This is a genomic window from Hyphomicrobium sp. MC1 (genome assembly GCF_000253295.1).
Lineage (GTDB): Bacteria > Pseudomonadota > Alphaproteobacteria > Rhizobiales > Hyphomicrobiaceae > Hyphomicrobium_B.
Genome location: NC_015717.1, coordinates 1186325 through 1212146, shown reverse-complemented (window position 1 = coordinate 1212146; position 25822 = coordinate 1186325). Strand labels below are relative to the sequence as shown.

The 25822-nt window shown below is 57.9% G+C and carries 29 protein-coding genes; 13 read left to right on the top strand and 16 right to left on the bottom strand.

Annotation, left to right across the window (positions count from 1 at the left end; all coding sequences use genetic code 11):
* Positions 1–20: 20 nt before the first annotated feature.
* Positions 21–458: a DUF1489 family protein gene (locus tag HYPMC_RS05880; RefSeq protein ID WP_013946923.1), complete on the bottom strand. Its 438-nt coding sequence runs from the start codon at positions 456–458 to the stop codon at positions 21–23.
* Positions 459–512: 54 nt separating this feature from the next.
* Complete coding sequence (locus HYPMC_RS05875; protein WP_013946922.1) at positions 513–944, bottom strand: hypothetical protein; 432 nt, start codon at positions 942–944, stop codon at positions 513–515.
* Positions 945–1115: 171 nt separating this feature from the next.
* Here HYPMC_RS05875 and HYPMC_RS05870 point away from each other — a divergent pair, with 171 nt between their 5' ends.
* The 5 genes from HYPMC_RS05870 (at position 1116) to HYPMC_RS05850 (ending at position 5253) form a co-directional block, all read left to right on the top strand.
* Positions 1116–1532: a hypothetical protein gene (locus HYPMC_RS05870; RefSeq protein WP_013946921.1), complete on the top strand. Its 417-nt coding sequence runs from the start codon at positions 1116–1118 to the stop codon at positions 1530–1532.
* A 44-nt stretch (positions 1533–1576) separates the two neighbouring features.
* Positions 1577–2068 carry an isoprenylcysteine carboxylmethyltransferase family protein gene (locus HYPMC_RS05865; protein WP_013946920.1) on the top strand — a complete coding sequence of 164 codons (492 nt, stop codon included), beginning with the start codon at positions 1577–1579 and terminating at the stop codon, positions 2066–2068.
* 12 nt (positions 2069–2080) lie between these two features.
* Complete coding sequence (locus tag HYPMC_RS05860) at positions 2081–2722, top strand: hypothetical protein (RefSeq protein WP_013946919.1); 642 nt, start codon at positions 2081–2083, stop codon at positions 2720–2722.
* Positions 2723–2823: 101 nt separating this feature from the next.
* The gene (locus HYPMC_RS05855; RefSeq protein WP_013946918.1) at positions 2824–4182 is read left to right on the top strand and encodes a hypothetical protein; all 1359 of its coding nucleotides are present in this window, start codon (positions 2824–2826) and stop codon (positions 4180–4182) included.
* Positions 4183–4263: 81 nt separating this feature from the next.
* Entirely contained in the window at positions 4264–5253 is a 990-nt protein-coding gene (locus HYPMC_RS05850; RefSeq protein ID WP_244420987.1) for a proline-rich domain-containing protein, read from the top strand.
* A 61-nt stretch (positions 5254–5314) separates the two neighbouring features.
* Here the strand turns inward: HYPMC_RS05850 and HYPMC_RS05845 are convergent, their stop codons facing one another.
* Entirely contained in the window at positions 5315–5752 is a 438-nt protein-coding gene (locus tag HYPMC_RS05845; RefSeq protein ID WP_013946916.1) for a GNAT family N-acetyltransferase, read from the bottom strand.
* Between the two features lie 283 nt (positions 5753–6035).
* Here HYPMC_RS05845 and HYPMC_RS05840 point away from each other — a divergent pair, with 283 nt between their 5' ends.
* Positions 6036–7142, top strand: a complete 1107-nt coding sequence (locus tag HYPMC_RS05840) for a polysaccharide deacetylase family protein (RefSeq protein ID WP_013946915.1) — start codon at positions 6036–6038, stop codon at positions 7140–7142.
* Positions 7143–7276: 134 nt separating this feature from the next.
* Here the strand turns inward: HYPMC_RS05840 and HYPMC_RS05835 are convergent, their stop codons facing one another.
* Both HYPMC_RS05835 and HYPMC_RS05830 read right to left on the bottom strand, forming a co-directional pair.
* On the bottom strand, positions 7277–7798 hold the full coding sequence (locus HYPMC_RS05835) for a DUF1269 domain-containing protein (RefSeq protein WP_013946914.1): 522 nt from the start codon (positions 7796–7798) through the stop codon (positions 7277–7279).
* 156 nt (positions 7799–7954) lie between these two features.
* Positions 7955–8245, bottom strand: a complete 291-nt coding sequence (locus HYPMC_RS05830) for a hypothetical protein (protein WP_013946913.1) — start codon at positions 8243–8245, stop codon at positions 7955–7957.
* A 289-nt stretch (positions 8246–8534) separates the two neighbouring features.
* Between HYPMC_RS05830 and HYPMC_RS05825 the strand changes: the two genes are divergently transcribed.
* Positions 8535–10070: a Do family serine endopeptidase gene (locus HYPMC_RS05825; RefSeq protein ID WP_013946912.1), complete on the top strand. Its 1536-nt coding sequence runs from the start codon at positions 8535–8537 to the stop codon at positions 10068–10070.
* A gap of 76 nt (positions 10071–10146) precedes the next feature.
* On the opposite strand, the gene HYPMC_RS05820 is transcribed toward HYPMC_RS05825, so the two are convergent.
* Positions 10147–10536, bottom strand: coding sequence for a response regulator transcription factor (locus HYPMC_RS05820; RefSeq protein ID WP_013946911.1), 390 nt, complete (start codon positions 10534–10536; stop codon positions 10147–10149).
* 631 nt (positions 10537–11167) lie between these two features.
* On the opposite strand from HYPMC_RS05820, the gene HYPMC_RS24545 reads away from it, so the two are divergent.
* A complete protein-coding gene (locus tag HYPMC_RS24545) occupies positions 11168–11734 on the top strand; it encodes a helix-turn-helix domain-containing protein (RefSeq protein WP_013946909.1) in 567 nt (188 codons plus the stop codon).
* 323 nt (positions 11735–12057) lie between these two features.
* Here the strand turns inward: HYPMC_RS24545 and HYPMC_RS24135 are convergent, their stop codons facing one another.
* Positions 12058–12495 (bottom strand): hypothetical protein, encoded by a 438-nt coding sequence (locus tag HYPMC_RS24135; RefSeq protein ID WP_013946907.1) that lies wholly within the window; start codon positions 12493–12495, stop codon positions 12058–12060.
* A gap of 218 nt (positions 12496–12713) precedes the next feature.
* Between HYPMC_RS24135 and HYPMC_RS05805 the strand changes: the two genes are divergently transcribed.
* Entirely contained in the window at positions 12714–13751 is a 1038-nt protein-coding gene (locus HYPMC_RS05805; protein ID WP_013946906.1) for a patatin-like phospholipase family protein, read from the top strand.
* A 3-nt stretch (positions 13752–13754) separates the two neighbouring features.
* A complete protein-coding gene (locus HYPMC_RS05800) occupies positions 13755–15206 on the top strand; it encodes a GntP family permease (RefSeq protein ID WP_013946905.1) in 1452 nt (483 codons plus the stop codon).
* Here the strand turns inward: HYPMC_RS05800 and HYPMC_RS05795 are convergent.
* Complete coding sequence (locus HYPMC_RS05795) at positions 15203–18256, bottom strand: efflux RND transporter permease subunit (protein WP_013946904.1); 3054 nt, start codon at positions 18254–18256, stop codon at positions 15203–15205. The two genes, HYPMC_RS05800 and HYPMC_RS05795, sit on opposite strands and share 4 nt — an antisense overlap.
* Entirely contained in the window at positions 18253–19347 is a 1095-nt protein-coding gene (locus HYPMC_RS05790; protein ID WP_013946903.1) for an efflux RND transporter periplasmic adaptor subunit, read from the bottom strand. The genes HYPMC_RS05795 and HYPMC_RS05790 overlap by 4 nt, the downstream gene beginning before the upstream one ends.
* 911 nt (positions 19348–20258) lie before the next feature.
* Between HYPMC_RS05790 and HYPMC_RS05785 the strand changes: the two genes are divergently transcribed.
* The gene (locus HYPMC_RS05785; protein ID WP_013946900.1) at positions 20259–21176 is read left to right on the top strand and encodes a GIY-YIG nuclease family protein; all 918 of its coding nucleotides are present in this window, start codon (positions 20259–20261) and stop codon (positions 21174–21176) included.
* Between the two features lie 67 nt (positions 21177–21243).
* Here HYPMC_RS05785 and HYPMC_RS05780 read toward each other — a convergent pair whose 3' ends face one another.
* From HYPMC_RS05780 to HYPMC_RS05760, 5 genes are all read right to left on the bottom strand, one after another.
* Positions 21244–21507, bottom strand: coding sequence for a hypothetical protein (locus HYPMC_RS05780; RefSeq protein WP_013946899.1), 264 nt, complete (start codon positions 21505–21507; stop codon positions 21244–21246).
* A 68-nt stretch (positions 21508–21575) separates the two neighbouring features.
* The gene (locus HYPMC_RS05775) at positions 21576–21767 is read right to left on the bottom strand and encodes a hypothetical protein (RefSeq protein ID WP_041299792.1); all 192 of its coding nucleotides are present in this window, start codon (positions 21765–21767) and stop codon (positions 21576–21578) included.
* Positions 21768–21778: 11 nt separating this feature from the next.
* On the bottom strand, positions 21779–21988 hold the full coding sequence (locus HYPMC_RS05770; protein WP_013946897.1) for a hypothetical protein: 210 nt from the start codon (positions 21986–21988) through the stop codon (positions 21779–21781).
* 169 nt (positions 21989–22157) lie between these two features.
* Positions 22158–22400: a hypothetical protein gene (locus HYPMC_RS05765; protein ID WP_013946896.1), complete on the bottom strand. Its 243-nt coding sequence runs from the start codon at positions 22398–22400 to the stop codon at positions 22158–22160.
* Positions 22400–22657, bottom strand: coding sequence for a hypothetical protein (locus tag HYPMC_RS05760; RefSeq protein ID WP_041299789.1), 258 nt, complete (start codon positions 22655–22657; stop codon positions 22400–22402). The genes HYPMC_RS05765 and HYPMC_RS05760 overlap by 1 nt, the downstream gene beginning before the upstream one ends.
* Before the next feature lie 498 nt (positions 22658–23155).
* Here HYPMC_RS05760 and HYPMC_RS24465 point away from each other — a divergent pair, with 498 nt between their 5' ends.
* On the top strand, positions 23156–23371 hold the full coding sequence (locus HYPMC_RS24465; protein WP_013946894.1) for a hypothetical protein: 216 nt from the start codon (positions 23156–23158) through the stop codon (positions 23369–23371).
* A gap of 22 nt (positions 23372–23393) precedes the next feature.
* Entirely contained in the window at positions 23394–23624 is a 231-nt protein-coding gene (locus HYPMC_RS05750; RefSeq protein ID WP_041299785.1) for a hypothetical protein, read from the top strand.
* A gap of 93 nt (positions 23625–23717) precedes the next feature.
* Here HYPMC_RS05750 and HYPMC_RS05745 read toward each other — a convergent pair whose 3' ends face one another.
* Positions 23718–23981: a hypothetical protein gene (locus HYPMC_RS05745; RefSeq protein WP_013946892.1), complete on the bottom strand. Its 264-nt coding sequence runs from the start codon at positions 23979–23981 to the stop codon at positions 23718–23720.
* Between the two features lie 39 nt (positions 23982–24020).
* Positions 24021–25604, bottom strand: coding sequence for a hypothetical protein (locus HYPMC_RS05740; RefSeq protein WP_157135403.1), 1584 nt, complete (start codon positions 25602–25604; stop codon positions 24021–24023).
* Positions 25605–25822 lie beyond the last annotated feature (218 nt).

The following is a 25822-nucleotide window of genomic DNA, read 5'->3' as shown; positions in this document are numbered from 1 at the left end:
CACTCGAATAAGTTCCGCGTTCAAATCAATCCGAGATCGGCAAGCTTTTTGCGCATCTCGGCAGGCATCGCCGCAATCTGATCCTTCTTGCCTTTGCGAAGATCAGGCGGAGCATCGGCAGCATCAAGATAACGCCAACCTTGAAACGCGCGCCGCGGCGTTGGTCGCACCGGAACGAGCGTCCGGTCCAGCATCAAGGTACAGCATGCCGATCCGTCCTCCTTCGTTCCTTCTTCGAAACCGACGAGCTTCTGGCGAACCATGATGATGCCGCGGATAACCCAATAGATCGAGCCACCGTCGAGCAGCTCGGCCTGCCTCTTCGGCGTCTGGAATGTCCGGTGATAGGCACAATCGACGCCGTCCTGGCTCTTGCGCCGCCGGTGCTCGGTCTGCCAGGCCGCAAGATCTTCGATCGTCGAAACGCCGACACACAGCTTGACGAGGTTCAATGTCATGGCGAGCCTTTTGCCTTAGCCGAACGGCGAGAGCAACTGAGCCGTCCACATGGCTCAGGGCTTAGGAACGCATTCACCTGCATACTGTGCAAACACAGGCTGCCCAAATAGCCCGAAATGCCGTGAATGTATGGCCGGATATTTGCCGGTCGCCGGATCCAGATCGTAGATCGTCGTGAGGTTCAGAAACCCCTCGTTGACGACTTCGATGAAATGGTTGGCGTTGATCGCGCGCACGACTTTCAGGTCTTTGGCGGGCTTACCGCCAAGAATGAGCGACGCCGTCTGATGTTCGAGGTCGATACGCGCGACTTCGAAAGCGAGATCGGCGGGCGGAACGGCTTTGTATTTTCCGGCTTCATACGTCCACGCATAACCTTGGTTGAAATCGCAGGCGAAATGCGTCGGAAAATCCTCCTGGGCCAGAGCCGCTTGCCCACCAACAACGGCGGCGATGAGCACAACCGATTTTCGAATATCCAGCATTGCAACGCCCCGCCTCGCAACGGAGGCACCCGCGCCCCCAACACCGACCCGCGAAGCAACACGACGCCATGGCCGCCGTCAATGCCGCCCGTTCGTCCGGGGTACCGGGAGTTTGCCTTGAGGCTGCCCAGGAAATGATATGGTTCTCACATTGAACCCCTGCGAGGCACGATGCGATCTTTTGTTCTCCCCCTCCTTATTGGTCTGGCCGTCGCTGCGCCGTCCTCTGCCGACGCCAAGACGAAGAAGCCGGACACGCCCGAGGATAAGCTGAACTGCAAGCAGCTAACCGGCCGCATACAGATAAAAATCATGGAAATGCGCGGCTTCAGCGACCGCAAACAAGCGTCGGCGCTGGCACGCGGCATTCAATCGGGCTTTTCGGCGACACTCGGCAACCTCTCGCACGGTGTCGATCCCAACGGCGAATATCAGGCCGAGCTCAACATGCTCCACCAGTACAATCAGCGCCTGGTGACACTGGGGTGCAAGAGCTACGACCTCGAGGCCGAGCTTAACAAACGCGACATCGACGATGTCCCGGCCCCAACGATACTGCCGCCGAAAAAAGCCAAGGCAAAGAACTGATCGACCGAGCTGACCGCCTCGCCATTTGGCGATAATCTCCCCGAATGATCGACGAGACGCCCAACTCCCTCCCCTCGACGCCAGCGACACGGTTCCCTTGGCCGCCGGTACTGTTCGCACTCGCCATTGCGGCGGCTTGGCTGCTGACGGTATTCGCCCCCGTTCCCTGGCCGGGCCTTGACGATAGGGCGGGCCATTGGGTAGGCGTCGCATTCGGCGTCTTCGGCCTGCTCTTGATCGTGTCGGGCTTCGCGACGCTTGCCTGGCACCGGACGACCTACCTGCCGCACAAAGCGTCGACCAAGCTCGTCACGTCAGGACCGTTCATCCGCTTCCGAAACCCGATTTACCTTGGCGAAGTCATGCTTCTTCTCTATGGAGCGGAAACCACCAAGTCGGTCTGGTTCGTCGCGGCAGCATTGCTTTTTGGCCTTCTTGTCACAATTCTGCAGATCATTCCCGAGGAGCGGCACCTGGAAGCGGTCTTCGGCGATGAATATCTGGCTTACAAGGCTCGCTCACGCCGCTGGATCTGATATCAGATCGCCATGAGTTCCGCTTACGCCGAAAAAGAACGCGAATTCGTCGCCAATCTCGCCGAAGACACGGGCCGCGATCTCGCGGGCTGGATGACCGCAATCGCCCAGAGCGGACACACCGAGCGCAACGACATCATCGACTGGCTGCGCCTGCAAGGCTTCCAGTTCGCGTGGGCGTCCTGGCTTGAACGCATCCATCATAACGGCGGCCGCCTCATTTACGCTGGCGATCTTCACGCCGTGCAGACCGACGAGCCGCCCCCGCGGGCGCCGAAGCTCCGTCCGCCTATTCAACCGCCGGCCAAGACGTCCGCAACCGACATTCAGTCTCTGCTGCGTGAAGCCAAAGGGCTGCGACCGCTGGCTGAGCACATTCTCCGCGAAGTCGGGCGCGCCGTACCGGCGACCGTGTTTGCAACCTCCGGGCAGCTGGTTACGATGTCCGCGCCGCAGCCCTACGCTGCGCTCCACCCTTCACCGAGAAAGTTACGGCTTTACGCTAATTTCGGAACGGCCGGCGGCAATCGCAGCAAGCCGGCGGAGGCGATAAACAAAAGCGCGCCGCCGTTCGCCGAGATGCTCGTCCTCGATGACGCCCGCAGCATCGACGAAGACTTTTACCGCCTGATCCGCGCCGCAGCTGCCCGCTAACCCGGCGATAACCTCCTGCCGGCATAGATTGCATCAACCACATCAGCCCAGCACCATTGATTTGCCGGATTTTTCATCGCCATTGTCGCGCCGGAGGCGCTATGTCGGTTGAGCGGAGGCCCAGTTTCGTTGTGAAATCGGCCGGGTATCTTGCACTCGTTGTTCTGCTGGGATTTTCCAGCGGCGCCCACGCGCAAGCGGCCAAACGCGACGCGATCGCCGACTGGCTGAAATCCGTCGAAGGCAAGACCGCCGCCGAGGGTGCCACGAACGCTCTCGATCCAACAAAAAAGCCATCGAAGCCTAGCGCCGCCGAAGAAGCTGCCAAGGCCGCAGCCTCCGATCCGCGCGATGGCGATCCGCAATACGAGCAGGCCAAATCGCTGATGGCCGCCATCGACAACGTCTTGCGCGACGCAGCCGACACGCGCGCAGGCGCCGAAAAGCTGCCGAGCCGCGACGACTACATTATTCCGCCGTTCTGGAAGGAAACCCGCGAGGACCGCAACACCAAGGTCCGCGGCCTGCTCGATGCCGCCCTCGGCATCGTAACGAACGCGCCGGTCGTTGAAATGCAGAAGCGGGTCGAACTTCTCCGCCACAACATTCGCGAGCTTGAAGACGCGAACGTAAAGCTCAAGGAAAAGCAGCTCCTCGCGCCGAAAGACGCGGACTTCCCCGGCATCCTGACCGATACCGTCTCGTCGCTCCAGGATCAGATCACCGAGAACAACAAGCGCATCGAGGCGAACCGCACCGAAATCAAAAGCGTGAAGGCCGAAATCGCAGCCGCGTTGAAATCAGCAGGCGTGGAGCTGTCGCAAGAACAGGTCGATCTGCTTCTCGATAGCGTGCTCTCCGGCGATCTCGTCCGGCTCGTCGCCGTGTTCAATGCCGCCAAGCTGATTGACGGCCAGCTTGCCAAGCTCATTGGCACCACGGGCGATAACATGGAAGCTGCGCGCCGCTACTTTGCGATGCATGCGGCGCTGTTTGCGATGCTGGTACAGGCCCAGGATGCGACCATCGCCAAGATCGATACGCAATATCTGCCGAAACTCGACACCATCATCGCCGACATCGCCGCCGCCCGTAAGCGCACGTCCGAACTGCTCAAGGCCGACAATCGGCCCGATCAGACACGCGCGCTGCAATCGAATCGCGACAGCCAGCAAGTCGCCGATGAAGCAGCAAAGGCGTATCGCCGCTATCTCCAGCAGCAACGCGAACAGATCGCCGGTGCCCGTCTCAAAGCGACTCACGATCTGAAGATTGCAGACAACACTTACGAGACTGTCGAAGCCAGCGTCCAGCTTCGCAATTTGATTCGCGAAAGCTCGACATCCTTCGAAGCGATCCAGAAACTCGAAGCACCGAGCTTTGAGCAGATCTTCAAAAGCGATGAGTTGCGTAGAGAATTCGAAGATCTCACCAGGAAACTTGATGTTCCTGCCGGCTGATCGCGTGTGTGACATCTGTGCAAGGCTTCTGTTTCCTTGCCGCATCGACTATGTTTCTGCTCGGACTATTAACGTAGTCCCATGAGCAGGTTTTCGATGGTATTTTCGGGACGTATCAGAGAGAGCGCGGCTGCGACCAAAACTTTCGGTTCGCTGCGCATTGACCGCCGCGTGCTATCGACGCCGACGCGCACGATCGCCATCGCCAATATCGCGACGGTCAGCACGGGCACGCATGTCGCGCACCGGCCGACCGCAATCTATTGGCTGTTGACGCTTCTATTTGTGCTGATGGCGTTGGGTTCCATGCGGCCGGACTTCACATGGGGGCCGCTGGCTCCTAATGGCGGCACGGTCTTGCTCGGCTTTCTGGCCGTCGTCTTTGCCGCGCTTGCGCTGCGCCCCGACGACAAGACGCATTACCTGCTGATCTCTTCGACGGATGGCGTGTTGTCTCGTTTCTCCGCTCCGGACCGAACGATTCTCGAAGAGGTCCGCACGATTCTCACCGACAAGATCAATCGCGGCGACGAGTCGATGACGTTCAACGTCAACTTCGATCGTGGGCACATCGAGAATCTCGGCGGCGCGATGCAGCCAGCAGCTCTCCCCGCGCCTGATCATACCTCGCAACATGCCGGCCCATCAGGTCGCCCCGCCAATGTCGGCGCGTCCGATCGCAGTCCTCAGACGGCAGGTGGTAGGCCGCGTCAAAACCCGGCCGAAAACACCGTGCCGCCATCACGCCAGCATCCGCAGCAACGCATGCAGCCGACGTTGTCGGGTGCGATGAATGGCGCCGCTTCACCCAGTCCGGCACCGACCGAAAGCTTTGTCGATTATAGCGGCGTGCTACCGGCCATCGTCGAAATGCATCGCTTCTATGCGCGCCAATCCGGCACGCAGCATTTGGAGCAACGCTTGTCGGAACTCGAACTTCTGATGCGCGCCGGAACGCCCACGATCTCGCAAAAGACCCGCTTGCGCGAGCTCTCCGGAGAAATGTCCCAGATCCTCGGAGCCTATCCGCAAGCGGTCGAGCTTTTCGATCACATCAACAGTCTAGTCTAGACACGCGGATTCCTCTCCGCTTGGAGAGCGGCGCGCGAGCGAACACGCGCCGATCGACAGCTCATCGCCGATACTGCACGAACTCCGTGAGCGTTCCGATGCGATCATAGAGTTTGCGCGCCGTCGCATTGTGATCTTGCGTCGCCCAATAGGTCCGCCCAGCGCCGCGACGATCCGCTTCCGCGTAGACGGCTTCAATAAGCGCCCGCCCGACGCCCAGCCCACGCGCCTCCGGTGCGACGAATAGGTCTTCAAGATAACAATACCAGCTCGACGCCCACGTCGAACGGTGGAAGACCAGCGTGGCGATTCCGAGCATGTTTCCGCTATCGTCGACGGCAGCCAGCGCCATCATGTTGTCTTCCTGATTAAGAAGACGGCGCCACGTCAGTGCGATGATCTCGTCCGGCACGCTGGCTTTGTAGAAAACAATATAATCCCGAAAGAGTTTGAGCCACGCATCTTCGTCGCTCGCAACCACAGGCCTGACACTGACCATCGATCGTTCCACCTCCTGATCTTGAGAGGGCTGCTCTATGACGCAAATCACGGAGGTTGTCAGCGGGCTCCAGCGCATCGCCAGTCAGCCCAAAATCGCGCCCGCAAGGTCAGATCGTCAGCATTCGTTCATATTTGGCTTTACAAAAACGTAAGAAATACAGCTAAAAGCGGCACTTCAGTAACAGCGCGCCGAGGATCGGCGGAGGATAATCGCCGTTGCTTGATCATTCATATTCGCCCTCATAATAGTCCGCTTCGGCTCCCTGAACGAAGCGAGAGAGATGCGGTACGTTTCCGTCTATATCCTGGCTGTTGCGTCGCTGTTGGCATTTGCCACGCACGATCAGCTGTCGGCCGAAATCGAGCCCGGCGCCGCCGTCAAGGCCGACGCATGTGCGGGCGACACCACCAAGCTTGGCGTGTCGCGTATCGTTGAAATCGACACCGCGGGTGGCGGTGACATCGGCGGTGATAAATCCGGCGCCAAGCAATTTCTCAACGATGGCGAAGTCGTCCTGACATTCGACGACGGCCCGCTAAAGTCTGTCACCGGACCAATTCTCAAGGCGCTTGCCGATCAATGCACGAAGGCGACATTCTTCATGGTCGGTCAGATGGCGCTTGCCAACCCCGATATGGTGAAGGAAGTCGCGGCGGGCGACAACACCGTCGGCACGCACACGTGGTCTCACAAGAATATCCGCGCCATCTCGTTTGAAAAGGCGAAGCAGGAGATCGAAGCTGCGGTCTCGACCGTCTCGAAAGCCAACGGCACCCCGGCCGCGCCGCTTTTTCGCTTTCCCTATCTCAACGCCACCAAACAGACGGAAGCCTATCTGAAATCGCGCAACATCGGCGCGGTTTGGATCGACGTCGACTCCAAAGACTATCGGACACGCAGCCCAAAGGTCGTCGAGCAGAATATTCTTTCGCAGCTCGCCAAGCAGAAGAAGGGCATCATCCTGATGCACGACATTCATCCCTGGACGGCGGCACAGCTTCCTGACCTGCTGAAAGAACTGCACGACCGTGGGTATAAGGTCGTCCACCTCGTGCCGAAGAGCCAGGTCGACACAATCGCCTCCTATGACGCCGCGGCCGAGAAGGCGCTGGCCGCCAAAGCCGCAGCAAAAGCAGCCAACCCTATGGTCGCCCGCTCGATCATGTGGCCGATGGCAGCCGCACCGGGAACGGGAAATGCGAACGCTTCGGCAGCAGCGCCGCGCCGCAAATCGCCCTCCCGCTATAAAAGGGTCGCAACCAAACCGACGCTCATCGATGGCGTGGTGGAGGATAGCCGGCCCGTTAAAATGCCGGCGTCGAAATATAGAAAAGGCGCCAAACCCAAGGATGAGGACGTCAGCTCGCCCTGGAGCATCTTCAATTAGGAAGTTTACCGACTCCTCGCGGGACTTTAGTCACTTCGCGTAAACAAATACGCCGCCCGAAGATATCCGGACGGCGCATCATGAATTTCTATCAATAACCAGGATGCCAGCAATGCGGCCGTACCTGCCGCCGGTCAGGCTGCCGGAGGCTGCGCTGCAGCCATCGCTGGGGCATGCGTCGCGATCGCGTCGCGCAGGGCCTGTTCCTTCGTATGATCTAGAGACGTCTTGAGTACGACGCCGCCGGTGCCCTTGATCGCTTCGAACACCTTGTCTTCCGTCATCTTCTTGATCTCGACGAACAGCGCAGCGCTTCCAGGCTGCAGGCTTGCCGAGAGATCCTTCATGAAATCATCGTTGATGCCGTAATCGGAAAGCGCGCCGCCAAGCGCGCCGGACGCCGCGCCCACAGCAGCACCAAGCAGCGGCATCAGGAAAATCATGCCGACCAGCGTGCCCCAGAAGCCGCCCGAAAGCGCACCGGCCGCGGTCGTGTTGATGAGCTGATTGAGCTTCACTTTGCCGTCGTCGTGCTTGACCGCAATCACGGCATCCTTGATCTCGATCAGATACTCTTTTTGAAGATCGAACAGCTTCGTGCGCATTTCCTCGGCCTTTGCCTCGGACGGATAGACGATGACGACGAGATCAGACATGGGGGCTCACTCCACCTGTTGGGTTCCTGGCAGCCCTTTCATCGGGCATCGCAGCATATTTGCCAACGAAATAGATCAAATTGACGAATGCTCGAGCGCGAGAAATCTCGAAGCGGTAAATGCCCGGTTAGAACCACCGCTTCGACCGCAAACGGTTTAGTGCGACGCCCGCTTGGATGTGCGAGCCTTGCGCGGCTCATCCACCATCAGCCGGCGAATTTTAGCGGCGTCGCCTTGCAGCGTGATCCGCAGATAGGTCGGCAATCCACCATGTCCATCCGCACCGTCCGCGATCGAGCTGACGAAATCCCCGATCGTCAACGGCCTGTCGAAATGGCGCGTAACGATGTCGTGATCCGGATAAACCGCCGCGGCTTCGTCGACGTCAGCCAGAACGATCGGATCGTGCTCGGCTGCTTCGTTGTACGAATAAACTCGATTTGCCATTGCCGTCTCTCCTGAGCGTCCGCCGCTGCGGACGACGCCTGTATGGGTTGAAACTAGCGGCTCTGGAGGGTCGCTTTCTTTCTCAAACGATCTGAAATTGTCCGATTGCACGATATACAGCGCATTTTGCCGGAACAATTGCGCCGAATGGAATAGGGCTTTTACTTTCTGATTTTTAAGCCATTGGACGGATTCCGGAAAGCTTGGCTTTGGCACATTCGCGTCAACCCCAGCCCGGGGCCAGTGCCGATCCCCCGCACTGCACCTCGTAAAATCAGGAAGACTACGAATGGATGAGACCAACATGAACGCGCCGCAACATTCAGGTGTCGGCCGCGTGATTGCGCGCCACAAGGCGAAATTGGCAGCCTGCGCCGCAATGATTGCCGTTCTCGGCGCCGGCGCTGTTTTCGCGGCAGAGAAACCCGCCCCGAGTTCCTTACTGACGCCGGTCGCCGATGTCAGCACATCAAATGCGCCGCAGCAGGCCGTTCCGAGCTTTGCGAATCTGGTCGAACGCGTGAAACCAGCCGTTGTTTCCGTGTTCGTGAAAGCTGAAGAAGTCGATCAGGTCGCCGACTCCGGCCAGTCTGGACAAGGTCAGAATCCCTTTGAAGGCACGCCTTTCCAGGGCCTTCCGTTCCAGTTCGGACCGCAGTCTCAGGATAGCGGAAAACCGCACCTGATGCAGGCACAGGGTTCAGGCTTCTTTATCTCGGCAGACGGCTACCTGATCACCAACAACCACGTTGTCGATCACGCCAAGAGCGTCGAGATCATGACCACCGACGGCAAGCGCTACAAAGCCAAGGTCGCCGGCACGGATCCTAAGACCGACCTTGCGCTTCTGAAGGTCGATAGCTCCGGAGACTTCCCCTACGTCCGCCTCGCAACCCAATCTCCGCGAATCGGCGACTGGGTCGTCGCGATGGGCAACCCGTTCGGCCTCGGCGGCACGGTCACGGCGGGTATCGTCTCGGCAAACGGACGTGACATCGGCTCCGGCCCTTACGACGATTTCATTCAGATCGACGCCCCGATCAACAAGGGCAACTCAGGCGGCCCGACGTTCAATCAGAACGGCGAAGTCGTCGGCGTGAACACGGCGATCTTTTCGCCGTCCGGCGGTTCGGTCGGCATCGCATTCGACATTCCCGCCGAAACGGTGAAATACGTTGCCGAGCAACTTCGCTCGAGCGGTCACGTTACCCGCGGTTGGATCGGCGTCTCCATTCAGCCTGTCACGGCCGACATCGCCGACAGTCTGGGCCTGAAGGAAGCCAAAGGCGCTCTCGTCGATGAACCGCAGGATGGCGGCCCCGCGGCTCGCGCCGGATTGAAGTCGCAAGACGTGATTGTTTCCGTCAACGATCACGAGATCAAAGACGGCCGCGATCTCGCTCGGACCATCGCTGCGGTATCGCCAGGCTCGGAGATCAAGATCGCCTACATCCGTAACGGCGAAAAGCACAGCGTCGACCTTCACGTCGGCAAATATCCGGATGGCAAGACCGCCCAGAACGACCAAGGCTCCGAGAGCGACTTCAAACTCGGCATGACGCTGGCTCCGGCCGATCAGGTGGACGGCGCCGGTACGCATGGTGCGGTCGTGATGAATGTCGATCCGGAAGGTAAGGCCGCCGAGAAAGGCATCCAGCAGGGCGACGTCATCCTGTCCGTTGGCGGCAAGTCGGTCTCCGGGCCAGCCGATGTCAAGGAAGCCCTGCGTGCGGCTAGGAACGCGAACAAGCGCGCCGTTCTCATGCAGTTGAAGACGGCACAGGGCGATCGCTTCGTCGCCGTTCCGACCACAAGCCAGGGCTAAGAGATCGAAATGCAATCGGCAGCGGATATCTCTATCCGCTGCCGATTGAGTATGAAGCATCATGAGTGACGTACAGTCAGTGACGCGTGGGTTCGCAGTCCCGCCCGAGAGCCTTATCGATGCATTGAATCATAGCGCCGCCGTCAAATGGCTTGCTTAAAAAGCCGATCGCGCCGGCAGCATTTACGCGCTGCCGCGTCCGCTCTTCCGGAAACGCTGTAATAAAGATCATCGGCACATTATGGCCCTGCGCCTGAAGATACGACTGCAACTCCACGCCGGTCATGCCCGGCATGTTGACATCAGTGATGACGCACGAAATTTCCTGCAACCGGGCAGAATTCAAGAATTCTTCCGCTGAAGCGAACGTAGTTGCCCCGAAGCCGAGAGACCGCACAAGGCTCTCGGTTGCCACGCGAACCGCCTCATCGTCATCGATGATGCTGATCAGGGGATTTTGGGACACTTCGGCAGTCCTTTCGAAAGATTAACGCGGATTGAACCGCATTTGCCGACTCAACGTGCCGCTTTTGCGCTCGGTTTTAAATTATACGCTGGTTTGTAACGGATCGGCCTTTCGGACTGCGCCCTCGAAACGAAAAGCGCGCCGGCTGCGTTTAGGCCGGCGCGCTTGGGCGTCAGAACATCTTCCGGGGGGTGGGGACAGCCCCGTGGGGGACAACGGGGCAGAGATGCTTCTGACAAACCCTTTATTTTAAGCGGTTAACGAGGATGGGAGCCCAGGGCGACCCCCAATGCAAACGACATTGCCATGGTCGCGACAAAGAATATTCTCTCTCCGCACAATAGATTCCTAAAACGCACAACCCCGCCTCGACGCTAAAAGCCTTTGCCCAACAAAGGCGCGAGCAAGCTCCAGCATGCAGCGAGCGCGGTTCGCACTAAACTCCCAACCGTAATATCCATACGAAAGTATGAGCCGACTAATCTGACGATGTAGGATCCCAAACGCTCGTAGAATGGAGCGCCACGGCCCGCTTCCGTACCTTCCCATGACGCTAGGCCAGACACGGATCTGCATTGATCCAAATCACACCGGCCACCGAAGCGGTCAGAAAAAGGGAAGGTCTTACGCGATGTCGCTCCAATTGACCTCAGACTTCCACGGCAACACAGCACAGCATCAGCACGTCGATCCGGCCATTTTGGATCGCTTGGCCAAGGCATTGGTGGAAGCCGGCGTCAATCCCGAGAAGCTCGACCGTCACGCCGAAAATGAAAAGCGCCTGGCGATCGTCGCGCGCCTCTTCGAACTTCCGATCTCGCCTAACGCCAAATTAGAGCAGGACCAGCGAGCTCGCAGGGCGCCGTCGGCACTCCCGAAGTGGCGCATGAAGCGGGTGGTTGAGTACGTCGACTCGCACATCTCGGAGCAGATCACGCTGGCCGACCTCGCCTCAGCGGCGGGGATGAGCCGGATGTACTTTGCTAGCCAGTTCCGCGTCGCAACCGGCATGCGGCCGCACGACTACGTGCTGCACAAGCGCATCGAACGTGCCCAGCACCTGTTGTGCACAACATCGGAATCGCTCGTCGAAATCGCCCTCAGCGTCGGCTTCCAGACGCAAGCGCATTTCACGACGATCTTCAAGAAAATCGCTGGCAACACGCCGCTTCGCTGGCGGCGCGAACAGCAGGCCTGAGCGGTGATCCCGCTCAGGTAGTCCTCATTGCGCGGTTCAAAAAGGCCATCGACTTATCCGAGTTAAACCGCGAGATCTTTCTTCGCAGCTAGCCGGGCACATTGGGGCCGATTGGTCCGCCCGCGCGGATTACACATTTCTATTTCTGATTTTGAGTACCGGCACCCTGCTCGGGCACTCGTGTGCTCATATTCCCCGTCGCAGGCAGTTTGCCTTCATCGCCCATCGTGTGAGAGCCCGACGTTCCGCTGCTCGCTCCGGTTCCTGCGCCCATTTCGGGAACGCGGGTCGTTCCGGAGTTGGTCGCCGGAAGTTTTCCTTCATCACCCATTCTGTGTCGCGTAGGATCGTTTGAAGGCTGCTGATCTTCGGAGAATGCAGGAAGAGGGGCGAGAGCGAGGACGAACGCGGAAAAAGCCGCTGCCAAAATAACTTTCATCACATTGAACTCCTTGGTTATAGGCGTTTTTGCCCCCAAAGTGTCCCAGACCCGTTTGCGGACTATAGCAAGAGTTCATGTCGAATGCACAAAATGGACAGGCGATTTTTTCGATAGCGATTTGAACGCGTCGATCGAGGACGAGACTTTCCTTCACGAATTCTGCATCTTTTCCCAGCGACACCAAGCTTTCGGCGACGCAAAATTTGGCGAAATAATCAATTAAATTGTGGCGTTCGATCCGCGAATGCGACGAGAAGCAATCGGCCTCAAGAAGCACCCACCATCCGTTGGCTGAATAAGAGTTCTGTGAGGCAGCCATAGTCGGCCTCCTACTTGTGCGGCGATATCACTTTCAAGAATTTCTCTCCATCCATTCCTGTCGGTGACATGATCGTTGACCGGGAGGCTGCCTTCCGCACAAGCTTCACCGAAAGCTAGCAACTCATTCACGTTAATTGCCGAACGCTTCGGCTTCGGCACGAGAATTGTGGGACGAATTAAAACCGGTTCATCACGAACGACCATGGTGGGGGTGCAATGCCGACCAGCAATGTTTTCGAACGTGATCCGGTGCTCGTAGATCTTGCGCTTCAGGGCGGCGGATCCCACGGCGCATTCACGTGGGGCGTTCTCGATCGCTTGCTGGAAGAGCCCTGGCTCCGGATCGATGGCGTGTCGGGCACATCGGCCGGCGCAATGAACGCCGCCATTCTCGTCTATGGTCATCATAAAGGCGGCGCGCTCGGCGCTCGTGAAGCACTTGCACAGTTTTGGCGGCGCGTGGCCGAGGCAGCACGCTTCAGCCCATTTCAACGAGGACCGCTTGACGTTCTCCTCGGCCGCTGGACGCTCGATTCCTCGCCCATGTACATCGCCATGGATCTGATGTCCCGGCTTGTTTCACCTTACGACGTCAATCCGCACGGCGCCAATCCGCTTCGCGACATCCTTGCCGAGGTCATCGATTTTGATGTGCTGGCAGAGGCCCCGATTCATCTTTTCGTCACCGCAACCAACGTGCGCACAGGACGCGGCAGGGTTTTCAAAAACGCCGCTGTGACCCCCGACGTCCTGCTCGCTTCTGCCTGTCTGCCAACGTTGTTTCAAGCGATTGAAATAGATGGTGAAGCGTATTGGGACGGCGGCTACTCAGGCAACCCGACACTCTCGACGTTGGTGCAAGAGTGTGAATCCGAGGACACGATCCTTGTCCCGATCAACCCGATCGAACGTCCTGGAGTGCCTCGCACGGCCAGCGACATCCTCAACCGCTTGAACGAAATTTCATTCAATTCGGCGGCACTCAAGGAGTTGAAGATGATGGCGCTCCTCCGCAAGGTTGCCGATCCCGGCGACGGTGAGGGCCAGCGATGGGCGCGCATGCGATTGCACGTTGTCCGCAACGACATCATGGCGGAGCTGGGTGCCTCTTCCAAACTCAACGCCGAATGGGCTTTCTTCGAATATCTTCGCGATGAAGGACGCAAAGCGGCGCAAGCCTTCCTTGAAGCCCACGTGCACGATCTCGGTCGTCGCTCGACGCTCAACCTCGACGTCCTGCTCGAAGGAATCTGAAAGATGGGGTTGCTTGGCATTCTGATCGCGCTAGGGCTTCTGATCTACCTCGCCTATCGCGGCTGGAGCATCCTGCTGCTTGCCCCCGCTGCCGCAATCATTGCTGCCGGCCTTTCCGGAGAACCGCTGTTGGCGCATTGGACTCAGACCTTTATGCGCAGCGCAGCACAGTTCGTGATGCAGTTTTTTCCAATTTTCCTTCTCGGTGCCTTGTTCGGAAAATTGATGGAAGATAGCGGCTCAGTATCCGCAATTGCCGACTTCATGACGGAACGATTGGGAGCTAAGCGGGCCGTCCTCGCCGTCGTTCTGGCTGGCGCGCTTGTCACCTACGGCGGCGTCAGCCTGTTCGTCGCTTTCTTCGTGCTCGCGCCGATGGCGCACGCTCTCTTCCGCGCCGCCGCTATTCCGAAGCGGCTGATGCCCGCCGCCATCGCGCTCGGAACGTCTACGTTCACCATGTCGATGTTGCCCGGAACGCCTGCCATCCAGAACGCCATCCCCATGCCGTTCTTCGGCACAACGCCGTTCGCAGCGCCGGGACTTGGAATCCTCGCCTCAGCCATCACGCTCGGCTTCGGCCTGTGGTGGCTGGCTTTGGTCGAAGCCCGCGCGCGCAAGAACGGCGAAGGTTATGATGGTACCGCGGCCGCTGCTATGGTCGCGGCAAAAGACGAAAAGATCCGCGAACGCGCCACGACCTCGGGCACCTTCGATCCCGTCGAGGTCGAGCACGGCGCGCAAAGCGCCGACGCGCCGCCGATTACCATCGCGGTCTTACCGTTGGCCATCGTCGTCGGCGTCAATCTTCTGATGTCGATGCTTGTGCTGCCGCGCCTCGACACCTCCTATCTCGCCGAACCCGCGTGGGGATCGACCTCTCTGTCCGCCGTAGGCGGCATTTGGGCCGTCGTGACGGCGCTCACTGTCGCCATCGCAGTTCTCATCGCCCTGAATCTCAAGCGTTTGCCGAAGCTGCGCGAAACCATGGACGCCGGTGCGAACGCCTCAGCGCTGCCCGTTCTCAGCGTCGCCAGTTTGGTCGGCTTTGGTGCCGTCGTTGCAGCGCTGCCTGCTTTCGCGGTGGTGCGCGACTGGGTGCTCGGAATCGAAGGCGGCCCCCTCGTCTCGCTTGCTGTAGCGACCAACGTCCTGGCGTCGCTAACCGGATCAGCATCGGGCGGCCTCACCATCGCGCTCGATGCCTTAGGGACGACATATCTCAAGATCGCCCATGAGCAGGGCATCAACCCGGATCTCTTGCATCGTGTCGCCGTCATCGGCGCCGGCACACTCGACAGCCTGCCCCACAACGGCGCTGTCGTCACGTTGCTCGCCGTTTGCGGATCGACGCATAAGGAAAGCTATCTGGATATCGTGATGGTAGCGATTGTCGGCGCGCTCATAGCATTGGTGGCCGTGATTGTTCTCGGCACGGCGTTCGGATCTTTCTAGACCGCGGCCTCACGCTCGGGCTCTTTGATGCCGAACCACGCAACGTAGAGCGCCGGCAAAACGATCAATGTGAGCATCGTCGCCACGAACAAACCGCCCATGATCGCAAAAGCCATTGGGCCCCAGAAAACGGTCGGCGCAATCGGTATGAAACCGAGAACCGTGGAAATCGCCGTCAACATAATGGGGCGGAAGCGCGAGACCGTCCCCTGCACGACCGCGTCCCAGGTGTCGCATCCGCCCTCACGTTCCGCTTCGATTTGCTCGATCAGGATGACGGCATTGCGAGCGATCATGCCCATCAACGCCAAGATCCCGAGGATCGCGACGAAGCCGAGCGGCCGCCCCGACATCAGAAGCGCGGCGACGATGCCGATCAGCCCCATCGGGACGATGCACAAAACCAGGATCAGGCGACTGAAACTATGTAGCTGCGCCATCAGGAACAACAACATCAGGAACAGCATCAACGGCACCTTGGCAAAGACTGAGGCTTGCGAGTTCGCGCTCTCCTCTACGGTGCCACCCACATCGATCCGATATCCCCTCGGAAGGGCCTCACTAAGCTTTTTGACGGCCGGAGCCAAAGCCGCAACGGCCGCTTCCGGTGTCACGCCTGACGCCACATCCGCCTGAACTGTGAGCGTCGGCAGACGCTGTCGCCGCCAGATCAAGGGATATTCTTGCTCGAAATCAAAAGTAGCGACCTGTCCAAGCGGTACAGTTCTCCCGTTGGCGACCGGCAACTGCAATGCGCGCAATGTTGATAGCGACACCCGTTGCTCATCGATGGCGCGAGTGACGACGTTGACGAGATATATGTCGTCTCGCAGCTGGGTGATCGGCGTGCCGGTCGTGACCGTATTCAGGACTTCAGCCAAGGTCTGCGAGCTGAGACCCAGAAGCCGGGCTTGATCCTGATCGATCTGGATGCGCACCTTTCTCGCAGGCTCCATCCAATCGAAATTAATGTGCCGCACATTCGGGTCGTCTCCCATGATCTCGCCGAGTTGCAAAGCGGCCGTGCGAACCTTTTCGACGTCGGGGCCGGTCACGCGATATTGAACCGGCCAGCCGACGGGCGGCCCCAGTTCCAGCGGCGAGACGCGAGCTACCACACTCGGCAATTGTTCCGCGAGCTTCTTTTCAAGCGTAGCCTGGAGACGCTCTCTAGCCGGCACATCTTTGGCGATGACGACGGCCTGCGAAAAGAAGTCGTTGGCCAATTGCACGTCGAGCGGCAGATAGAAGCGGACGGCTCCGCGCCCGATATAGAGGCTCCAGCTCGCAACGTCCGGATTACCTTTGAGGATCGCCTCCAGTTTCGTCGCAGCCTGCTCGCTCGCGAAGATCGACGCGTTTTGCGGGAGTGCCAGATCGACGACAAGTTCCGGCCGGTCCGATGCCGGAAAGAACTGACGGGGTACCAGCGGAAGCGCCAGCAGCGAAAGGACAAAGCATACCAGCGTCGCCCCGATCGTCAGCCAGCGTCTGCGCATAGCGCCGATGAGGACGTCGTGGAAAATGCGAAGAACCATGCTTTGCTTTTTAGACGCATTCGGATCTGGCTTTTTCAAAAGCCAAACGCCAAGCAATGGTGCAAACAGAACCGCGACGAACCATGATACGATGAGCGCGATCGTCACGACCGCGAAGATCGAAAACGTATATTCCCCCGCCGCGCTTTGAGCGAAGCCGATCGGTACGAACCCCGCAGCCGTAACGAACGAGCCTGTCAGCATTGGAAATGCCAGCGACTTGTAGGCAAACGTTGCTGACTGCTCTTTGCTGTCCCCGGCAGCCAGACGAGAAGTCATGACGTCGACCGTCGTCATCGCATCGTCGACGAGAAGACCCAAAGCAATGATCAGAGCGCCCAGCGAAATTCGTTGCAGATCAATGCTCAGCCATTCCATGATCGGAAAGACGATCGCCATGGTCAGGGGTATCGACAGCGCGACGACCGCGCCGGGTCGAAAGCCGAGGCTGATGATGCTGACCGCCATGATGATGGCGATGGCCTGCCACAGCGATTCCGTGAATTCGTTGATGGCCGTTTTCACCACCATCGGCTGATCGGAAACAAGCGTCGCATCGATCCCGATCGGCAGATCGGCCATGCTCTCTGCGACCGCTTTTTTCACGTTTGTTCCGAGGTTCAGAATATCGCCGCCATCGCGCATGGCTATCGCAAGTCCGATCGCAGGCTTGCCGTTGACGCGAAACATCGGCTGCGGCGGATCGGAATAGGCGCGCCGCACTTCCGCAATGTCGCGCAACCGGATCAGCCGCCCATTGGCGTAGAAATTGACGTCCAGAATGTCTTTTTCCGACCGGAAAGACCCTGACACCCGCAAAATGAGCTTCTCGTTTCCGGTCTGAAGAACGCCCGCCGGACTGACCGAATTTTGCGCCTGCAGAGCCGCGATCAGAGCCGCCCTGTCGATCCCGAGCCCTGCGAGTTGCTGCGTTGAGAACTCGACATAGATCTGCTCGTCCTGCGCGCCGAGAACTTCGATCTTCGAGACATCCGGAACCTGCAGCAAGCGCGAGCGGATATCTTCAACGTAATCGCGCAACTCGCGATGGCTGAAGCCATCGGCCGTGAAGCCGTAGATCAGTCCGAATGTGTCGCCGAAATCATCATTGAATCCAGGACCGACGACCCCCGCCGGCAACGTATGGCGTATATCGCCAATGTTCTTTCTTACCTGATACCAGATGTCAGGAACGTCCGCGGGCTTCGTCGAGCCCTTCAGCGTAACGAAAATCGTTGTTACGCCGGGCTTTGTGTAGCTACGAAGAAAATCGAGGTCGCGCGTCTCTTGAAGCTTGCGTTCGAGACGTTCGGTAATCTGTTGTAGCGTGTCCTCCATCGTGGCGCCGGGCCATGACGCCTGTACGATCATCGTCCTGAAGGTAAAAGGCGGGTCCTCGGCCCGCCCCAACCGGAGATAGGACGAAAGGCCCGCGAACGTCACCGCAATCATGATGAATACGGTGAAGGAGCGATGCTTCAGCGCCCATTCGGACAGATTGAGTCCACTCACGAAGATGCTCCGAGCAGCCTGACCTTTTGGTCGGGGTGCAACGCCTGAACACCCGCCGTCACCACGATGTCACCCGCACTTAGTCCATTCGATACGACCACTGTTGCCGGATCGAAGCGCTGAACCTCGATATTCCGCAGCGATACAGTGAATTTCGCCGGATCGACGATCCAGACCGCAGGCTGGCCATTGCTGCGGGTCAGCGCACTCGCCGGTATCGTCATGCCAGGAGAAGCCTTCTGGCGCATGCTCCCGGTGACGGTTGCACCGAGCCGCATCGTGGCCGGAGGATCAACGAGACTGACTCTGACCCGAAATGTGCGCGTCACCGGATCGGCCTGCGGATCGACCTGCCGCACCCATCCTTTCACTTTCACAGACGGGTTGTCCGTCAACGCCACCGTAATTTCGGGATTGGGCGGCGCAGAGTGGATGACTTGCGCTGGAACATCGAAAACCGCGTCCCGACCCTCGATGCGCGCAACTCGAAAGACCGCTTGGCCAGGCTGTACGACCTCACCCGCTTCGGCAGACCGCGAGGTGATGGTCCCCGTGACATTCGCCTTAAGTTGAGTGAAGCTGACGCGATCCTCCGCGATTTCCAATTGCGCCTGGGCGTCGTCCTCTCGCGACTGTGCGGTGCGTAAATTCTGCTGCGCCTGATCGAATAGCACCCGCGTGGTATGCCCGCGGGTTAAAAGCTGGGTCTGACGATCATAATTGTTCCGCGCCTCAACGAGTTGGCCCTCGGCCGCGGAAAGAGCCGCCCTCGCCGATCTAAGCGCGTTGAGTTCGTCCTGAGGATCAAGCTTTGCAAGCACTTGATCGGGCACGACATGGTCGCCCACGCCGGCCAACCTCTCGATAATCCTGCCGCCGATCCGAAAGGAAAGAGCAGCCTCGTTTTCCGCCTGAACCTGGCCGGTCAACGTAACAAGTTCACCCAGTTCACTCTTTTCAACGGTGACCGTTCGAACGGGGCGCGGCTGCTGATCTTCAACCTGTGCCTGTTCCCCACACCCCGTAGCCAGAACAGCACACGCTGACAGACAGATCGTCATGCCGAGCAAGCTGCATCGTACTGCATTCATGGCAATGGCCCCCGGGGATCTAAATCTGCGTCCCTCAGCGAAATCGATTTGATCGAAAACCAAAAGCGCGAATTAAATCGCCACGAAGAATTTCAGCATACATACTACTCAACGAAGTCAAAATTGAACAAATCGACAAAAAAGGGAGATGGCTAATGCAAAGGAAATGGCTTTTGGCAATTTCGTTGTGCATTGCGATGACCGGACTCATCGGCATTGCAGCGCCACGGGCAAACGCTGCCGCGCTCGTTTCTAGCGTTCAGATTATCAAGCCCTCAAAATCGAGCATCGTTGAGAATGTGCGTTATCGGTGCTGGTGGCGGAACGGACGCAGACACTGCCGTTGGGTGGGCGGATGGCGCGGTCCCCGTCACTGCTGGTGGCGGAATGGTCGTCGCATTTGCCGTTGGTAGGCACTGCGACGCCTGCCGTCTTTTCTCCACAAGAATGACGAAGCGCCGGGGCCGTTGCTCCGGCGTAGAGGGCAGCAACAGCGCATGCTCGTCTCAATGGTAGGCAATCGAGAAATGCGACATAGAGAGATACAAATGAGCCAAGGGGGCGAACGTCGCCCCGGCCAGCGCCTTAAGCTCAAGGCGGCTCAGAAGCGGAAATAGTTGAACTTCATTGGCGCGGCTTCAGAGAGATCATCCTCGAACCGAAATCGCCGCACAGGGCTGGCGTGCCCGCTTCGCGCAAATAAATATGGTGTAGGTTCGAGGACTTTCCTCGAACCAGAACCCGCGCGATGGGTTGGCGGGCGGCATCGCGCAAATAAAAATGGTGCGGTTGAGAGGACTCGAACCTCCACGCCGTTTCCAGCGCTACCACCTCAAGGTAGTTTTTTGGTGTGAAAACAGGGGAAATCAGCGTACAATACAAGGATATTAAGGGAACAAGAGGGGGATAGATTGCTCAGTCTGTCAACTGTTGACGAAAGGCGAGTTGACGAGGCAAGACCGGACCCGATCCTTCTCGACCTCATGTCTGACGTGCAGGTCGAAGCGACGGACAAGGGACGCCTTGTTAAAACGGCCCACATCTACGTGATCGAAGCCGACGGATTGGGCCTCTTCAAGATCGGGCTTTCTGTGGATTTTAAGATCCGTTTTCCGACCTATCGCACGGAATGCCCCGTAACATGCTGGCCGCTGTATGTTGCCATTGTTCCGGATTTCGATGTCCATCAGATTGAAGCCTCTCTGCATGAGAGGTTCGCGGCACGTCGCGTTAAGGGTGAATGGTTCGCACTCACCTCTCAGGACGTTCTCGATCTTGCTGATGCCATTAAGGACGCAGCGAAAACACCTATCCGGCGCACCAAGCGCGAGCTCGCCAAGTTTGGAAGTGCCTATAACCCCCATGCCGTCGAACGCCTAAGAGCCTTCGAAATGGATTTGGCCAAAGCGCAGGCGAGGAATGAGATTCCTACCCACGAGTTGGTTATGGATAGATTCTATCACGCTGCCGAATTGGGTGAGACGCTCTCAATGAGCGACATAACAAAGAGCATTGATCGTAAACCGCAGGCCGTTCACGAAGCGGTGCGGGCACTTCTGGCAGATGGAAAGATCGCACTTGTCTCCCCTCTTCGAAATCCGCGGGATGGGGCTTTCCAAATGGAGGAGTATCGTCGCTGTGAAATGATGATCCCAGATGCGTCTTGCGACTGGGAGGCGGCCATTTATGGCGAAGAGATCCTTGTCTCGGAACCTTTAGGTCATTTTGTTCCGGAGTTTTTTGGTCGGCATCGGACCGCAAGAAAGGCAGCAGACTGGACGAAGCTACGATTTCGGCGGAACGACAACCCAATTAAATGGGGGTACTGAGGTCACCCGATCATCAGCATTGAAAAGACTTGAGAACGTTCCGGTACTGCCAAACTGAATACTTCATTTATAAAGTTTGCGGGAATGGCGGAAAAGTAATGGGAAGCCAGTGCGTCACGACGCCGGTTCCCTGATCCATGTCACCGGCTTCCTCGATATAGGCCATATCCCGCTCGCCAAATCCTTCATTGTGCGTTGATGCGATGCCCGCATGCTGTCTCTTCCAAAGATTGCCGCTATGCTCTTTCAAGCCCTCGACGACAACGAACACGCGACCTGGACGCTTGCCAGGTTCTGGCAACTCACTGATTGGCAACCAAGCATCGGTCATCGCAGCTTATCCTTCACCCTTATTCCTCTATGTCGTTCCGGTACTGCCAAACGGGAAAGCGGCCTTTCTTACGTTTTTATGCATTGCTTCAATTCATCGTACTCGGCAAGCTTCGCGCGCAACCTGTCGATCTCGCCTATGAGCAACCTCAGATCGCTCGGGACGATACGGCTGCACGCATCATCGTCGTACATCATTTTGCGCACGACATAGACCGTGTTGTCGCGCATCTCCTGAACCTTGTCGGCAATATCGGTCATGCTGGGGCTTCCTAGACAAGATATTCCATAACCGTTTCGCCCTTCTCAGTTAGGCGAACGAAGTGTTCCCCATCTGTCTGCCGGGCTTCGACGAGATCGGATGGCATGTGTGCGGCCTCGACGACAGGCCACACGGGTTCGCTGACTTTGTACCAGCCATCTATCGGCGTGCTTCTGCGGACTAACCGCATGATGTTCACTTGCTTGTCCGTCAGTTTCATCGGCTTCCTCAAATGTCATCGGCGGTTCGCCGCAGACGTTGCATTCTATTATCTCATCACCCGCATTGGTGATCCGTAATTGCGGGTTCTCTCGCCATTCATACTCGCCCTCTCCGCAGCACCGACATAGCTTTCCTACGGGTTCATTGAGCGGCATGGCCGGGGTTTCCTAGACAAAGTTCGAAGGGTGAAATTCGGGGTCATTCATGATGGCGTTCAGCTCGCGCCAGGCGTCAACAATCTGATAGATTTCGCCGGCCGTCATTTGAGGTTTGACGCCGAGTTCAGGGCGATGGCGCGGCTCACCCCATTTCTCGGGAAGGTCGATCAGCGACGTCGCTCCGCAGAGAGCCAATTCCATATCGTTGATCGCCAGCCGCATCCGAGCGGCCTTCTCCTTTAGCGTCGCCATCAGTGCCTCGCGTAGCTTTGTGGCTGAGGATTGCGAAGTGCTACTCGTTTCCCGTCTTCGGTCAGCTCGTTCATCTGGCAACCCTTGTACGGGCCATCGGGGAACTGCCGATCACGCCGGGCCAGACCAAGTTCAACAAGTTCGTTTCTGCCCGCCTTGGACGGAACATCGCCGTCAAACTTTGGCCCACGAGCGAGTGCCCGCAGCGTATCAATCGCACCGCCAGAAAGCTTCTTGAATATCTCAGTCTCGCTCATCGTGGCGTATTCCTTCCAAAAATTATCCCGCGTCGTGCTGGGTGTATCAACCTACCTCTTGTTCCAGCACCGTTACTGTAGGCCCAACCGGGAGTGCATAAACTAACAAATCGTTTGACGAAATACAAGCATTCCTGTACGAATTTCGTAATGAAGGTGGATAAGTCACATTTGGGTCTCGTCTTCACGCATCCGCGAGCGACAGTTGAGTCCCAAGAAAGAGATTTGCGTAAGGCCGGGGCGTCCTGGATCGTTCATGTGGGCAAGTCTCCCGCGACATGGCGGGAAGCGATATCAGCAGTGCGTCCAGGTGATACAGTGTACGCCCTAGCCGGTAACATGGTGCCAGCAAGCCGGAAGAAAACCGGCATGGGGCAACCGGCCCAATGGTCCGCGTTCATTGCAGAGATACACGGGCGGCAAGCGTCATTTGTTGAAGTGATGACGGGCCGCAAATCGACTAACGTAAAGCAGTTGCGTGACTTGTCGGAGGACGTAATGCGGCTTCTGAGGCAAGGCGGCAAACGCCTTCCGGGGAAGCGCAAGGTGGGCCGGAAGCAGCGCGAGTGGCCGAGCGATGAAGTCAAAGACGCATGGCTCAAGCGTTGGAAGTCGAAGAACTACAAGAGCGACGCGGCGGTTATCCGCGAAGCAAAGGAACATGGAATTTCAGAGCGCATGATGCGCGCACTTGGGCCTTCGGGCCGTCACTAGATAGGAGCTTGTCGTGCGAGGGATGACATACGATCAAGCAAAGGCGGAATGCGAGCGCTGGTTCGCAAGCCTAGACCGGGAGCGCGAGAAAACAATTGCGGTGCAGAAGATTGCTTCTGATCGTCGGCAAGGTCTGATTGATGAAGCGGAAGCCCGTCGCCGTCTACGCGTTATCGATGGTAGTCCGACAGTTTACGACGGCGCTGAGCTTGAAAAGGCCGTGCGCTTTCTCGTGAAGAACTTTCACAAGTAAGGAGGCACTTGCAAACACCTCATCGCATCAGAATGAACGCCGATATGCCGGCGCAGATCACGAACACCCGTGTCCCTGGGCAGAGCGAAATCATCATTTCTCGCCATAGGCTTTTGCAACGGCTTTGAGCACGGCGGAGCCAACTCCGGTCAGGCCGGTCTTTTCGCACAGGGTTCCGATCACCGTGGCTATCCCCGCTGAAGCGATCAGTATGTCCCTGGGGGACCAAGAGCGATAATCGGCGCGTTCGTCCGTAGTCTTCTTCCCACGAAGATCTTTGAGAGCGAATTCTAGCCATATCAATCTGCGCTCGATCTGAAGTTTCCACTGCCAGTCGGGCGGCTCTGTCGAAGTCATTTTGCATGGCGTCTTTCATCCGGGGTTTAAGGCGCAGCACTAGAAGTTGAAAAGGGAGGGAGACTTGGGCTGCTGAGATCCAGCGAGGGCCGCGCCCCAAATGGAGGGTAGCTGATCGGAATACAGCGATCCGTCATCAACCTTTCGTTGGCGCAGGAGCGCATTCAGATAGCTTTGGTCATTGGGACCGATAGGCGCTTGGTCATCGCCGATGTTGACCGCAGATTTCTTGATTGCATTGTCGTCACCGAAAAAACGGTTTGGGTAATTGTTCCAGTTATATTCGTTCTTGGGAACAAAAACCCAGTTCGGGATGTCCGGTGGGAGCGCCGACATTTCTCCTGGGTACTGATGATAAAGTTCTTGCGCGCGGGTCACATCGGAGTCGGGCGCGTTTTTTTGGAATAGGCTGCGCAGCCTGTTGAAAATGCTTGGCTGTCCCTTCTCCGCCCCTGCTATAACAGCTCCAGGGAGGGAGGGGAGATTGTCGGAGAAGAGCTGATTGTTGCCGTTCCACTTGTGGACGACGTTTACGAGATTATCGTCGATGACCACATAGTTGTAATTGCCGCCCTCTATACCGCGTGAATTTGCATCCTTGTAGCGGATGCCAGCATAGCCTTGATCTCGATAGGACTGCGCACCTTCCGGCGACTTGAGTTGCTGACGGGTTTCCGGCGAGAGCGTTTCCCAATCTAAAAACTGATGGGGCTCGGCGTTGACCTTGACCTGATATAGGTAATCGGTCGGTTTCGTATCGAGGCGACCGCTGCCCAAAAGAGATTGAATTTGATCCGCCGCGGCAGCGTGCCGATCTGCTTCCTGGAGCTTGCTTTGTGCGTTGCTCAGGATGAAGCCCTTGCTGCTCCGGTTGGCTTTCTCATTGGCGGCAGCCGTAAGCGATTGCCCATCCGAACGGGCTCTATCCGCCGCCGATTGTGCATTTTTAAGCGCCTGCGCTGGCGACGCATTGTCATTGAAATACCATGCCAGGTCCTTGTTCGGAGAGCCGCTGTTGTAGAGATTTTGGCCGTCCAGCATCACGCGATCAACCGGGCTGTCGCTCGCAAGATTGCGCGCATACCATTTCGATATTTCAGGGTCTTCGGCAAAATATAGACCGTGGCCGAACGCTTGGTTGCCTTCTCCGCTGCCGATCTTGTTCAAGGAGAACTTATCGAAGTCATGCGGCGACCCGTGCCAAAGCGTAATCCCGCCTGGCGTATCATCGGCCGGAAACATATTGTCCCCAAACAATGGAAGCTGTTTCGGCTCGGCCCTCGATATAGCTGGCGCGATGTCTGGAAGAATGGACGTTGCCGCACGCGGCGCAGCGGCTTCCACCGCCCCTCTCTCGACTGCCCCCATTCCTCTTGTTGCATTCCCTCCTGTAAACGTTTCCAGGAGCGTCCGCATGTCTTCCTGTGCGGGATATTGGCTCCGAACAGGATTGTCCCATTCGATTCCTGCATCTGGGCCGGCTGCAAATGTCCCTGGATGGTTCGGAGTACCGATGAGCCTGAGGAGCGCATTCAACGGCTCTGTGACCATGGAAGGAACGGCGAGGCCGCCTGCTTTTTCTCCCGTATCCTTGTTGGTATATTCGGCAAGGAACGGAAACATCGCAGGGCGCGTTGTGAGATCCCATCCGGCATATGGATCATAGCCGTTGGGATTGCGCGGAACTCCAACCATGATTCAGATCCTCACTTGCAAAGGGTGTCCCAGACGCGATTGTGAGCGACGATGCCCCGCTGCGTCTGGACGGTATCCTGCTTTGACCACGAGAGCGGCTTGAACGACTTGCAGCCAGAATCCACCGGGATGCTTGAGCAGCCGCC